Below are 14,464 nucleotides of genomic sequence, written 5' to 3'. Positions count from 1 at the left end.
TCTACGTACATTCAAATGCTCAAAATTGCAGCATTATGAATCGAAAGAATTTTATTCAAAAAACAGCAATGGCTTCAAGTGCTTTCATGCTGTCTTCCACCATGTTAATGGCAAAAAATACTGCCAATAAAGTAAAAATTGTGCTAATAGGAACTGGTCTTAGAGGACAAAACCACTTAGATCTTTTATTACGTAGAGAAGATGTAGACTTAACCGCCATTTGTGATATCAATGATAAAATGCTTTCTACAGCTAAAGCAATGATTGAAAAGGCTGGAAAAAAAATGCCGAAAATTTATACCGGCAATAATCAAGCTTGGAAGGAAATGATTCTAAAAGAAAAACCAGATGGAGTGGTAATTGCAACTCCTTGGGAGCTGCATAAAGAAATGATTATTGACTCTTTGCATGCTGGAATCAAATATGTTGCTACTGAAGTGATATTGGGAATAACGCTCCAAGACCATTGGGATGTAGTAAAAGCTGCAGAGCAATATAAGGGGCAAGTAATGATGCTCGAAAATGTTTGCTACAGAAGAGATGTAATGGCAGCATTAAATATGGTTCGTCAGGGTTTATTTGGCGAATTGATCCATTTACAAGGAGGATATCAGCACGATTTAAGAGAAGTAAAGTTTAATGATGGTGTTCGCCCTTATGGTGGAGGGGTAGAGTTTGGTGAGAAAGGATTTTCCGAAGCTGCTTGGAGAACTACCCATTCTGTATATAGAGATGGAGATTTATATCCAACGCATGGAATTGGGCCAATTGCTCACTATATAAATATTAATAGAGGAAACCGTTTTCTTTCCTTGTGTTCCTTTTCGTCAAAGGCAAGAGGATTGAACGACTATATTATTAAAAAAGGAGGTCCTAATCACCCCAATGCAAAGGTGAAATTCAAGTTAGGGGATGTGGTAACTACTTCTATTGATTGTAATAATGGGGAAACAATTCTATTGCAACACGACACCAATTTGCCAAGACCTTATTCAATAGGATTTAGGGTGCAGGGTACTGAAGGTATTTGGATGGATTTAAATAAATCTGTATACATAGAGGGTAAATCAGCTAAACCGCATCAGTGGGAATCTCAAAAAGAATGGTTTGATAAATATGATCATCCTTTATGGGTAAGATGGAGTAAAGAAACAGCAGGAGCAGGGCATGGTGGGATGGATTTTTTTGTGATACATGCATTTATAGAGTCTATTAAAAATCAAACTCCAACACCAATGGATGTGTATGATGCAGCAGCATGGAGTGCTATAACACCTTTAAGTGAGCAATCTATTGAATTAGGAAATCAAACGATAGAATTTCCTGATTTTACTGGAGGCCAATGGATGTATAGAAAGCCAGTATTTGCATTAAATGATCAATATTAATGATGAATGTTTTAAGTGCATTTGGAATAAATGCAGATGCTGCTTTAACGCAAATATCTAGCGGGATAATAAACAATACCTGGAAAGTTAAGTCAGGTGCCGTTGATTATATTCTACAACGAATTAATGACAAGGTTTTTATAAATCCTGAAAATATTCATCATAATATTTCCGCGGTTGCGAGTTATTTAAATAAATATCATCCAGACTATCTATTTCCTGCACCTATTCTTTCTAAAGGGGGAACTGAGCTGGTTCATATTTCAGGAGAGGGTTATTATCGGCTATTCCCCTTTATTGAAGGAACCCATACTATAGAAGTAGTTGAAACCGCTGATCAAGCATTAGAAGCTTCAACACAATTTGGTCGGTTTACAGCTAAGTTGAAAAATTTTGATGTGTCCCAATTAAAGATCACCATACCCCATTTCCATGATTTAAGTTATCGGTATAAACAACTTGTTGACGCAGCACAAAATGGTAATCCTCAAAGAATAAATGCAACACAATCCTTATTCAAACGTTTATCTGAATTTGACTATTTGGTAGAGCAGTATGAAGAAATAATACATGATTCAAATTTTAAGAAAAGGGTAACCCATCATGATACAAAAATTAGTAATGTTCTATTTGATGAAACAAATAAAGGGATTTGTGTAATAGACCTTGATACCCTAATGCCAGGATATTTTTTTAGCGATGTTGGGGATATGATGCGTACTTATTTATGTCCTGTTTCTGAAAATGAAACTGATACAAATAAAATAATAATCCGACCCTCTTTTTATTATGCAATTGTTCAAGGGTATTTAAATGAAATGAAAAATGAATTGACTGAAGTTGAAAAAAGATATTTCTTTTATGCTGCTCAGTTTATGATTTATATGCAAGCGATTCGTTTTTTAACGGATTATTTCAATGATGATCAGTATTATCAAATTTTATACAAGGATCATAATTTAGATAGGACCATTAATCAAACGGTGTTATTAGAAAGGTTAATGGAATATGAAATTGAGTTTAAAAACATGATTTATGAATAAGATAGTTATTGCCATTTTCTCCCTAATGCTTTGCTTTCAAGTGGTTGGCCAAACGTATAAACCGACTCCTCAGAATCTTGTTGCGCGAAATCAATTTCAAGACAATCGATTTGGTATGTTTATTCATTGGGGTGTTTCTAGTATGTTAGGAGCAGGAGAATGGGTGATGCAGAATAGAAATATAAAAGTGAAAGATTATGTTCTACTAAAGGAAACATTTTATCCTTCACAATTTAATGCTGCTGAATGGGTTGCTGCAGCTAAGTCTGCTGGAATGAAATATATTGTTTTTATTACTCGACATCACGATGGTTTTTCTAATTGGGATACGCAGCAAAGTGATTGGAAAATAACCAATACTCCTTATGGCAAAGATGCGTTAAAGCAATTGGCAGATGAGTGTAAAAAACAAGGAATGCAATTGGGTTTATATTATTCTACTTTAGATTGGTTTAGAGAAGATTATCCTTATACAACAGGTAGAACGGGTCAAGGAACTGGAAGGAAATCAGGAGGTAATTATGCATCCTATTTGAAGTTTATGAAAGCCCAACTTACAGAATTACTTACTAATTATGGTGAAATTATGTCTATTTGGTTTGATGGACATTGGGATCAAACAAACCCTGAAGGTTCCAAAGATAGGAGCTCAAGAATAGATTGGAAATACAATGAAATTTATGAATTGATACATCAATTGCAACCGACTTGTTTGATTGGGAATAATCATCATTTAGATCCCTTGCCGGGAGAAGACTTTCAAATGTTTGAAAAGGACTTACCTGGTCAAAATCATACCGGATTAAGTTTTCAGAAACCTTCTGATCAATTGCCTTTAGAAACCTGTGAAACGATGAATAATTCATGGGGCTATAATATAACCGATCATGCACATAAGTCAGTAAAAGACTTGGTTCATTATTTAGTTAAAGCAGCATCACTCAATACCAATTTTTTACTAAATGTGGGGCCAATGCCAAATGGTAAAATTCAGGCTGAAAATATTGACACTTTACAACAGCTTGGAAATTGGATGAAACAGTATGCAGTCACCATACAAGGTACTAGAGGCAATATTATACCTGCGCAGGAATGGGGAGTGGTAACGGCAAAAGACAAGAAAGTATATATACACCAATTAAAGCAGGTTGTGAATAATTATATTTTTGTTCCGATAAGTGGAGTTAAAGTTAAATCGACTGTGTTATTTGCTAACAAAGCATCTGTAGAATTCAAGCAGGTTAACGAAGGAATATTTATCTACTTGAAAAATATACAACAAGATTCAATCAATACTATTATACAGTTAAATCTAGAATAACTATTTTAACCTTGCTTCATGCGTTTTCTTTGCTATGTCATGAATAATCCTGTCTAGTTCTTGAGTACTTATTTTTAAATCATGTTGTAAAATTAATTTCTCCTCTTCGGTTATTTCTACTTGCTCAAGAATATGTAAAATCCCTAATATTTTTGCAACTGGGGCTCTAATTACATGTGATTGCATCCAAGCAATTTGTTGTAATTCTTGATTTTTATTTTCAATAGTATTGATGTACTCAAGTCTTTCGGTAATATCATTAATAAGAATCACCCTAGCATTTTTTCCACTGTATGAAATGTAATTGCTTTGCACTTCAACAGTGATCAATTCACCATTTTTCTTAATATGCCTAAACGTTCCAGAAACATACTCAGTTGAGTTCTTTCTAGTTACTTTTAACTGTGCTTCAAGGTATGGCAAGTCTTCTCTTGGCCTAATGTCTTTTATGGTCATACTAAGGAATTCTGCTTCAGAATATCCATAATGATTGATTGCTGCTTTATTCACTTCTAAAAACTGAAGTGTGTCAATGTCATAAACCCACATTGGGAGTGGACTAAGGTGGAATAACTCACTGTATCTTTTTTCTGAGGCAGAAATCTCAGCCGATTTATTAATTAATTGGTTGTTCAACTCAGCCAATTCAATTTCAGTTTGTTTCAGTCTGCTTATATTTTGGGTAGAACCAATTAACTTGATGGCTTTTCCGTTAATCTGCCTAACAATAAATCCTCTGTCATATACAAAAGCATAATTGCCATCGGCTTTTTTAAATCTATATTGATCTTCCCAATAAGTCTCTAGGGTATGCTCAAAAATATGATTCCGCTTCATTTCCACTCTTTCAATATCATCTGTATGAATAAGATCTACCCAGTTAATTTTGTTCTGTGTAATTGAATCCCCCTTGTAACCCAAATTATTGAAGAAAGGACTCCCTAATCTGAAAGTTTCTCCTGATACAATATCCCATTCCCAAATTAAATCATTGGTAGCTTTTGAAACAAGATTGAATCGCTCATTACTTGCAATGATTTCTTGTTCAACTCTTTTCCTGTCATTAATATCTTGAATACTTCCATAAACTTTAATACACTTATTATTCAAGAATTCACCTTCTCCAATGCTTCTCACCCATTTCCAATTACCCTTGGCGGTTTCAATTAAAATTTCTTCGTCCCAAGCAGTTCCTTCATTGATGCAATTCTCAATTCTTTGCTGAATTATTTTTCTTTGATTGCCCTCTTTAAACTTCACCACCCCATTCTCAACTTTTGGATTAAAATCAAGGGGCACTTCTATTATTTCCTTAGTTCGGTCAGATAAATAGATACTATTGTCAATTAAGTTTAATTCCCAACTACCAATTTTTGAAAGTTCATTGGACTTGGTTAATCTTGTTTCAAGTTCCTTCTTTTCGGTTATATCTTTTCCCATTCCATAAACCAGATTGTCTTCTTTGGAAGGGGTAAAAGTCCAGGCAATCCATTTTACGTTTCCTTTCTTGGTGATTAATCTGTTTTCAAAATAGGGGATCACCACACCTTTTAGCATTTTTTCCGCTTCTTTAAAAGAGCGATATTGGTCTTCAGGATGAATAAATTGATTAAAAGGTAAATTCTCAATTTCTGATGGTTCAAAATCTAAAACTTGCGTAACAGCAGGATTTACTTTTTTTATCACTCCATCCAGCCCTGCAATTAATATAATATCTAGTGGGGAATTAAAAATATTGGACAGTTGTAATTCTAACTGTTTACGGATAATTTCCGCTGCTAAATGAGCACCTAATTGGCGGAATGTGTTTTCAGGTATTGCTTGTTTTGATTTATCTTTTGTTAAACCAAGGCAGATCACTCCAATTACGTATTCACCATTCATTAATGGAATAGTAACAAAAGTATCAAGATGATATTTTTTTGCTGCCTCTTTTCTAATAAAATCGGGGTTATTGGCTAAATCTTTCCAAACATTTATTTTTTTATTTTTCCAGGCAATTCCGGGCAACCCAACTTCTTTTTTCGTTGAATTAAAAAAAATGGTCTCATTATAAAAACCTGCTAATGTTTTGTCTATATATTTTTTAGCTGCAATAAATATATTGGTCTTATCTGCGCTCAATAACCAAATTTCACCAATACTAAAATGTACTGATGCTAATATGAGTTTAAGTGTTTCTTTTAGTAGAAAATGAATGTTTTGATTGTTTAAAAAAAGATTACTTATTTCAACTAGCAAAAGTCTTTCAATTTCAGCCTTTTTAGACTCAGTAATATCTTTTTCAATGGCAACCCAATGCGTATAAATTCCTTTATCATTTTTAATGGGACTCACATTTAAATTGATCCAATATTCCTCCCCATTTTTTTTATAATTCAATAAAGTTGTTTCGTGTTTTTTAAAACTTTTAATTGCTTTTCTTAAGTTTTCAATTGCAATTTTATCTGAATTGAAGCCTTGAAGTATTTTGGGCGATTTTCCTATGATCTCTTCCCTAGAATAGCCAGACATATTGCAAAAAGCATCATTAACAAAAATGACTTTAGGACCAGACATGTCTAAGGGTTCGGCTTCTGCGATAATTACAGCTTCACTGGTATTGGTAACCGCAGAACTCATTAGTTGGAGCGATTCAAGTGCCAGCTCCCTACTGGTAACATCCCTGAAATAGATGATGGTGCCTTCAATTGTTGGATTATTTTGGAAATTGGTGAATTGCATTTCAAGGATGAGCCAGTCATTACGAACATTTTTTACTCTTATATTACTAGCAGAAATAATTTCATTTTGTATTTTTTCAGAAATCAACACACTGTGTAAAAGCTTATTCACATCTTCTGGATGAACAAAAGAAATTAAATTATTTTCTTTTATTTCTGCTGCTGAATAGCCTGTTATTTTTGTAACCGAAGTAGATATATAAGTGGGGATACACTCTTTGTTAATAATAATAGCAGCATCGAAACCATTGTTTATTAGCACTTCAAATTTTTCCTTCTCCCTTTGTAAATACCTATCCGTTGTTTTCTTATCTGTAATGTCATGCAGAAATCCAAATAATTCAGTAATATTTCCTTGTTCATCTAGTAGGCAAGCTGTTTTTATAAAAGATACTTTAGCATCTCCATTCAAAGAACGAAGATTCAGTTCTTTTTCAAATCCTTGTTTATTGGCTAAAGTATTTTTAAATGATAGGGATAAATCAGTGAAATCTTCGAGTGAAATTAATTTAGTTAGCTCAGTAATTGTTGGTTGAGCCATTTCATTTGTCCAACCTATTATTGAAATAACGCCAGCCGAGCAGTTGAGTGTTTGGGTGATTAAATGATAACTCCATGTGCCAAATCCCGCATAGGATTCTGCTATAGATTTAGCATCATTGGATTTATTTAAAAGCATGGCGATACTTGCTGCTGATTAGAGTTACACTCACCAAATTAAATTTATAAAAAAAAACTTAAAAGAAGTAAATAATGAAATTTATGACGAAAAATCTATACATTCTAATGTAATCATTTCAATCTAGCATCATGTGTTTTTTGGGCAATATCATGAATAACATTGTCTAGCTCTTCTGCACAAGTAACTAGGTCTGCAAGTAATGACTCTTTTTCTTCGGTGCTAAGTTGCAATTTTTTTATCAGGTCTACTATACCCATAATTTTTGCCACTGGGGCTCTAATAACATGAGACTGTAACCAAGCAATATGTTGGAGTTCTTTGTTCTTTGTTTCAATAGCGCTGATGTATTCTAGTCGTTCAGTAATATCATTCACTAAAATAACTCGTGCATTTCTTCCTTTGTATGATATATAATTACTTTGAACGTCTACATTAATGATTTCTCCGTTCTTTTTTATATGTCTAAATACTCCTGACATATATTCAAATGCATGTTTCTTTGCTAAATCTAGCTGTGCTTCAAAATAGGGCATATCTTCTTTAGGCCTGATATTTTGTAATGTCATGCTTAAAAATTCTTCTTCGGTATATCCGTAATGTTTTTGAGCCGCATCATTCACATCTAAAAATTCAAGGGTGTCTATGTCATATACCCACATAGGCAAAGGACTTAAGTGGAATAGGTCACTGTATCTTTTTTCAGACTCAGTTAATTCATTGTTTTTCTTTAAACGTTCAATACAATATATAATACTCTTGTATAAGGATTCTGCATTTAATTCATCTTTTAGTAAATAATCTGCAATACCTTTTGATATTGAATTAATACTAAAATCTACATCTGTATATCCAGTTAAAATAATCACTGGAATATTTGTGCATAGTAATAAGATTTCTTCCACTAATAATTCTCCACTTTTATCAGGAAGCGATAAGTCTAACAGTACAACATCAAATAAGGTTTCAGCTGTTTCTAGAATTTGTTTGGTTTCTTTAAAGTTTACTGTATGGAAAATTGTTGGCTTACTTATTTGCTCTTCCAAGTAATCGCTAATTAATAAAAAATCACCTGGGTTATCCTCTATTATTAGAATTTTATATGCTTTTTTATCTTTAATCATTTCAATGATTGTTAGGAAGCGTTACAGTTTGCATCCAAAATGATTCAATTGATTCCATAGTAGTATTAAAGTCGTCTGCATCAATTGGCTTTGTAATAAAACAATTTGCATGGTTGTTATAGGATTCAGTTATGTCCTTTTCAGATGAAGAGGTAGTGAACATAATTACAGGTATTTTCTTCAATATAGGGGAGGCTTTAATGTGATGAAGAACCTGATGCCCATTTTTCCTTGGTAAATTGATATCTAAAAGTATAATATCTGGTAAAGTATTACTATTATTCAATGCTAAATTGTCTAAAAATTCAATGGCTAATTTTCCATCTCGTATAACTGTTATCTTATCTGCTAAAGCTCTATCTTCCAAAGCTTCAGTGGTTAACAATATATCCCCTTCATTATCTTCTACTAAAAGAACATGACTTGGTTTTAATTTAGACATTGATATTTTTTTTAATAGTGAAAAAGAAAGTGCTTCCCTTTTCCAATGTTGAATCTACCCAAATTTTTCCATAGTGTAATTCAACAATTTTTTTACAAGTTGCTAATCCTATTCCAGTTCCTTCATATTCAGTTCTGGTATGTAATCTGCTGAATAATTGAAATATTTTTTCATGGTGTTCTTTTTCCATTCCTATGCCGTTATCCTGAATGGTAAATAGCCAATCATTCGTTTCTTCATGACAATTTATTTTAATAACTGGCAGTCCATCCTTTTTTCGATATTTAATAGCATTACCTATTAAGTTGGTCAGTAAAATTTTAAAAGCGGTCCTTATTGCAAGCACTTCTGGTAAAACCCCAATTTCAATTTTAATATTGTTTTCTTCAATTATTTGTTTGAATCCCTGTAATATATCATCAATTAATCGGTCTACGCGGATACTTTCAAAAGTTTTGTCCTTTTCTGAAATTCTGGAGAAGTTGAGTAATTCATCAATCATTTTACTCATTCTTTTGGCACCATCTACGGCATAATAAATATATAGTCTTGCTTTATCGTCTAAAGCGCCAGAATATTTTTGCTCTAGCTTTGCCAAAAACTGACTAACCATTCTTAATGGTTCTTTTAAATCGTGCGACACAATAGTTGCGAAACTAGCAAGTTCATTGTTTTTGCTAATCAGTTCTTTTCTTGTATCTACAATATCTTGAATAAGTCTTCCTTCTGGTATAATTGAATAGACTTCATTTTTTTCATTAAATAAAGGTTTGAGGTTAAATAAGATGGTGGTAGTTTTGTTGTTGGCGCCTAAAATTTCTACTTCATATTGAATGAATTCTCCTTTTGCTGCTTTTTCAATACTAGCTTTTAATTCATTTTGTGTTTTATCTGAAATAGTCCACCAGTGACAATCCCAAAATTTCTTGCCAATTACATCTGCTGGTTTTAGACCTGCAAATTCAATAGCAGAATTATTGGCTTCAGTTAATACTCCATCTGGGGTTAAGAATCCAATGAACTGAAATGCAGAGTCAAATATACCCTTGAACTTTCTGGCAGTTTCGCTCACTTGTTTTTGGTAATGGACTATTTCAGTCATATCAATAATACAAGTACTAGCTTGTGCATGGCCTTGAGAGTCCATAAAAATTCCTGAAGAGACTCTAATAGGAAATTTTGTTCCGTCTTTTTTTATTCCAATTAAATCAGTCGTTATTTGTTTTTCCTGCACTCTTTCTTTTAAAATCGAGGAAATTTTTGAATCAGTCAAATCTATAATTCCATTTCTGCCAATTTGTTGAAACTCAGCCTCAGTATATCCAAACATTTCAGAAGCAGCTTTATTAGCCTTTAGGATAGAACCATCAATTGGATTGGTTAAAAACAGTGCATCAATATTATTATTAAAAATGGCTGCCATTTTTAATTCCTTATCTATTAATTCAAATTCTTTTTCCTTTTGTTCCTGAATGTCTTGAAAAGTGCCGAACAATCTAACACATTGACCATTGTGAACTTCAGGACTTCCTTTTGCTCTTACCCAACAGGTACTGCCATCTTTTCTCAGAAGTTCTACCTCAATATCATAAGGCTGAAATTTTTGTATGGCTTGTTCCACTGCTTCTTTTATCAATTGACTGCTTTTTCCAGGTTTATAAAAATTTAACGCAGCAGATAGTGATGGTATATAATCATTAGGAACTCCATGAATCAGTTTAGTTGTTTTTGACCAAAAAAGTTGATGGTTAATTACATCTACTTCCCACACACCAATTTTCGCAACCTTATTACTTTCCTCAAATAATAGGTTTAATTTCTTTAATCTATTTATTTCTAATTCCAATTCCTTACTCATTTCAATCATTTTTATTTGATTGTGGATTCTTTATGGGGAGGGTAAAATTGAAAATACTTCCTTCCCCTTTCTTAGATACAAGATAAATTTTACCACCTTGGCCTTCTATAATTTTTTTGACTATAGCCAGTCCAATTCCAGTTCCGCTATACGCTTCTTTACTATGGAGCCTTTGAAAAATTTCGAAAATTTTATCATGAAATTCAGCTTCAATCCCGATTCCATTATCTTGAATACTGAATTTCCAATAACTATTTTCTTGTTGACATTTTATATTAATAATTGGATGGTTATTGCTTTGTTGGTATTTCAAGGCATTACTGATTAGATTTTGCATGATTTGTCTAAAAGTGGCTTTATAAGTGATAATCATAGGCATACTTCCTATTTCAAATACTGCATTTTTTTCCTCAATTTGTTTTTTATATAAATCTAAAATATCATCTAGAACCCCTCTAACATTGATTAACTCTTCTTTTAATTCTTGCCTCCCTACTCTTGAAAATTCCAATAAATCCAAAATAATTTGTCTCATTCTTTTTGCACCGTCTACTGCAAAAAAGATGTATTTTTTCCCTTTTTCATCTAGGATTTCGCCATATTTTTTTTCAATTTGTGATAAGAAGCTGCTAATCATTCTAAGCGGCTCTTGTAAGTCGTGAGAAGCTATGTAAGCAAAATTTTCTAACTCTTTGTTAGATAAAGCCAAGTCTTTAGCTTGTATAGTTAATTGCTGATTTAATTCAGCTAGTTCTATTTCAGTTTGTTTAAGTTTGCTAATATCTTGTGTGGATCCAATCATTTTCAGTGCTACACCATTGCTCGTTCTAACAATATAGCCTCTGTCATATACAATTGCATAAGTTCCATCTGCTCTTTTACAGCGATACTGGTCTTCCCAATATGTTTGTGTTGGGTCATCAAATATGGCATTTCGTTTATCCTCAACCCGGTTTAAGTCTTCTGGATGTATAAGATCTAACCAAAGTAATTTATTCGTGAAGGTGAAATTTTTAACATAGCCCAAGTTTTCAAAAAATGCGCTACCTAATCTAAGGGTTTCACCTGTTAAAATATCCCAATCCCAAATTAAGTCATTGGTCGCTTTTGCTACTAGGTTAAATCGGTCATTGTTTTCTATGATTTCTTGTTGTGCTTTCTTCTTTTCATCTATATCCTGAAAGCTTCCGTATACCCTGATGCACTTGCCATTTAAGAATTCACCCTCTCCAATACTTCTAACCCATTTCCAATTCCCTTTAAATGTTTCTATCAGCAATTCTTCGTCCCAACTTGTACCGCTGCGAATACATTCCTCAACTCTTTTTTGTATCGTATTCCTGTGAAAACCCTCTTTGAATTTTGAAATGCCTATTTCCATCGTTGGAACAAAATCGGGTTCTACTTCTCTGATTTCCTTGGTTATATCAGACCAAAAAACTGTTCCTCTATTTAGATTGATTTCCCAACTACCAATTCTTGCTAGTTTGTTTGATTTATTTAAAATATCCTCTAGGTTTTTTTTCTCTGTGATATCTTTCCCTAAGCCATAAATCAAATTATCTTCTTTGGATGGAGTAAAAGTCCAAGCAATCCATTTAACATTTCCATTTTTTGTAATTAATCTGTTCTCGAAATATTTTACTGCTTGTCCTTTGCCCAATTTATCAGCTTCTATTCTTGTAATCTCTTCATCATCTGGATGAATAAAATGGGTGAATGGAAGATTGATAATTTCATCAGCATCGTACTCTAATATATCTTTTGCCGCAGGGTTTGCTTTTTTTACAAATCCATCTAAGCCAGCTATTATGATTAAATCTAAGGAGCTATTAAAAATATTGTTGAGTTGAATTTCTATTTGCTTTCTGATGATTTCTGCAGATAATTGGGCGCTTAATTGACTTAACAAATTGCTAGTAATCTTTTTTGTTTTCTGCTTTTGACTAATTCCCAAGCATAGAATACCAATTAACTGCTCACCATTGATAAGTGGTATGGTATATAAATCTTGTAAACCATATTTTTTTGCTGCGGCACTTCTAGAAAATAGTTCATTTTCAGCTACATTTTCCCAGTGATATATTTTTTTGGAATTCCAAGCAACTCCGACAAGGCCAATATTTTCTTCAAACTGATTAATTGCTTTAGTTTCTTCAAAAAATAATTTCATTTCATCCGAATTGTAAGCAGTGGCAGTCAATGTGATTTGCCTTTTACTTGCACTTAATAGCCATATTTCTCCCATGCAAAAGGATTCGGAATCTAGAATAAGTTGAATGGTTCTTTGAAGTAACTCTTGTAAGTTATTGAGCTTTAAAAATAATTTGCTGATATCGGCAAGTAATATTTTTTCTAGTTCTACAATTTTTATTTCTGTTACATCTCTTTCGATAGCAATCCAATGTGTAAACCAACCTTTCTCATTAGCAATTGGGCTGATGGCGAAATTGATCCAAAATTCATCCCCATTTTTTTTATAATTCAATAGGGTAGTTTCGTGCTTTTCCCATTTTTTAATTGCGGCACTCAATTTTTGAATAGCGGCTTTGTCTGTTTTTGGGCCCTGTAGAATTCGAGGGGTCTTACCAATCACATCTTCCTTTTTGTAACCAGTCATTCTACAAAAAGCCTCATTCACAAAGATTATTCTTGGGCCTGGCATTTCAAATGGCTCAGCTTCTGTTATAATAATAGCATCGCTTGTATGCTTTACAACTGACTCCATTAATTTTAATTCACTGAGTGCATTTTCTCTACTGGTTACATCTCTAAAATTAATCACCATGCCCTCAATAAAAGGGTCGTTGATTAGATTAGTAAAACTTAATTCTATAATAATCCATTCATTACTTGCATTTTTAAATCGGATTGTTTTTGCTTCAATCGTTTTTCCTGGATTTTCTTCCGACATTAAATATTCACGAAATAAATTACGAATATCGCTTGAATGGATGGAGCGCGTTATGTTGATTGATAAAGATTCTTCCTCTGTATATCCAATAACTTTATAAATAGATGGCGATGCATAAACTGGTTTTCTTTCATGGTTAAAAATCATAATAGCATCGCTAGAATTATTTACCAGAGCCCTATACCTTCTTTCATTTTTAATTTGGGTTGCTTCTTGTTTTTTTATTTCTGTTCCATTTCTAGCTACACAGTACATTGTTTTTTCTTCTGCATCCCAATATGAACTCCAAATAATTGGAATCAATGCTCCATTTTTTGTGACGTAACTATTTTCAAAATTCATGATGTTGATTCCACTTATAAAACTTTGAAAAGCCTGTTGTGATTTAAAATAGTCCCCTTTGTAAACAAATTCTTTATAGTTCTTGCCAACCATTTCTTCTGGCGTGTATCCTAATATATTGTAGCAAGCAGAACTTACTGATGTAAAAAAACCGTCTTCGTCTAATGTGCAAATAATATCTGGGGATGAATTTAAAATTTTACTAAGCCTATTTTGTATAGTCAGTAAAGTGGTCTCTTTTGTTTTAATATCTGTTATGTCTTGTATTACTCCAATAACTAACAGTTGATTGTCTTCCTCACTTTTTTTTACTGATGAAGTAAATATGATATTGCGTAAATGCTGATACTTATTATACAGACGTAAGGGTGCGCTAAATTCATTGCCTAATTTTACAGCAGATAGTAGTGATGATAGGAATGCATCTTTATCTTCAGCATGAATTTGGTCTACAATTGACTGCAAACTTGGTAGCGGTTCGTTTTCCTGCCAATCAAAAATAGTATACACTCCAGCTGAGCAAATTAGCGCTTGTGTATTCAAGTTAAACTCATAAGTGCCAAACTTTGCAATAGTTTCTGCTACATTTAGCAGTTCTTTGTTTTTCTTTGTAGGCATGGATTTAGCTAT

At 32.9% G+C, this 14,464-nt stretch carries 8 protein-coding genes; 3 read left to right on the top strand and 5 right to left on the bottom strand.

Going from position 1 to position 14,464, the window contains the following annotated elements:
- Positions 1 to 35: 35 nt before the first annotated feature.
- From ACTIEI_RS00760 to ACTIEI_RS00750, 3 genes are read left to right on the top strand one after another with little or no spacing between them, the layout of a single operon-like run.
- Entirely contained in the window at positions 36 to 1,388 is a 1,353-nt protein-coding gene (locus ACTIEI_RS00760; RefSeq protein ID WP_439504363.1) for a Gfo/Idh/MocA family protein, read from the top strand.
- Entirely contained in the window at positions 1,388 to 2,431 is a 1,044-nt protein-coding gene (locus tag ACTIEI_RS00755; RefSeq protein ID WP_439504362.1) for a phosphotransferase enzyme family protein, read from the top strand. The genes ACTIEI_RS00760 and ACTIEI_RS00755 overlap by 1 nt, the downstream gene beginning before the upstream one ends.
- Complete coding sequence (locus ACTIEI_RS00750) at positions 2,424 to 3,752, top strand: alpha-L-fucosidase (protein ID WP_439504361.1); 1,329 nt, start codon at positions 2,424 to 2,426, stop codon at positions 3,750 to 3,752. The genes ACTIEI_RS00755 and ACTIEI_RS00750 overlap by 8 nt, the downstream gene beginning before the upstream one ends.
- Here ACTIEI_RS00750 and ACTIEI_RS00745 read toward each other — a convergent pair whose 3' ends face one another.
- From ACTIEI_RS00745 to ACTIEI_RS00725, 5 genes are all read right to left on the bottom strand, one after another.
- The gene (locus ACTIEI_RS00745) at positions 3,753 to 7,154 is read right to left on the bottom strand and encodes a PAS domain S-box protein (RefSeq protein WP_439504360.1); all 3,402 of its coding nucleotides are present in this window, start codon (positions 7,152 to 7,154) and stop codon (positions 3,753 to 3,755) included. It abuts the gene before it with no gap.
- A 113-nt stretch (positions 7,155 to 7,267) separates the two neighbouring features.
- Positions 7,268 to 8,278, bottom strand: coding sequence for a PAS domain S-box protein (locus ACTIEI_RS00740; protein WP_439504359.1), 1,011 nt, complete (start codon positions 8,276 to 8,278; stop codon positions 7,268 to 7,270).
- 1 nt (position 8,279) lies between these two features.
- Positions 8,280 to 8,720, bottom strand: coding sequence for a response regulator (locus tag ACTIEI_RS00735; RefSeq protein ID WP_439504358.1), 441 nt, complete (start codon positions 8,718 to 8,720; stop codon positions 8,280 to 8,282).
- Entirely contained in the window at positions 8,713 to 10,578 is a 1,866-nt protein-coding gene (locus ACTIEI_RS00730; RefSeq protein WP_439504357.1) for a PAS domain-containing sensor histidine kinase, read from the bottom strand. Before ACTIEI_RS00730 ends, ACTIEI_RS00735 begins: the two co-directional genes overlap by 8 nt.
- A 1-nt stretch (position 10,579) precedes the next feature.
- Positions 10,580 to 14,452, bottom strand: coding sequence for a PAS domain S-box protein (locus tag ACTIEI_RS00725; protein ID WP_439504356.1), 3,873 nt, complete (start codon positions 14,450 to 14,452; stop codon positions 10,580 to 10,582).
- Between the last annotated feature and the right edge of the window lie 12 nt (positions 14,453 to 14,464).

This window comes from Sediminibacterium sp., assembly GCF_051860225.1.
Classification (GTDB): domain Bacteria; phylum Bacteroidota; class Bacteroidia; order Chitinophagales; family Chitinophagaceae; genus Sediminibacterium.
This window is presented reverse-complemented; position numbering and strand designations above follow the sequence as displayed.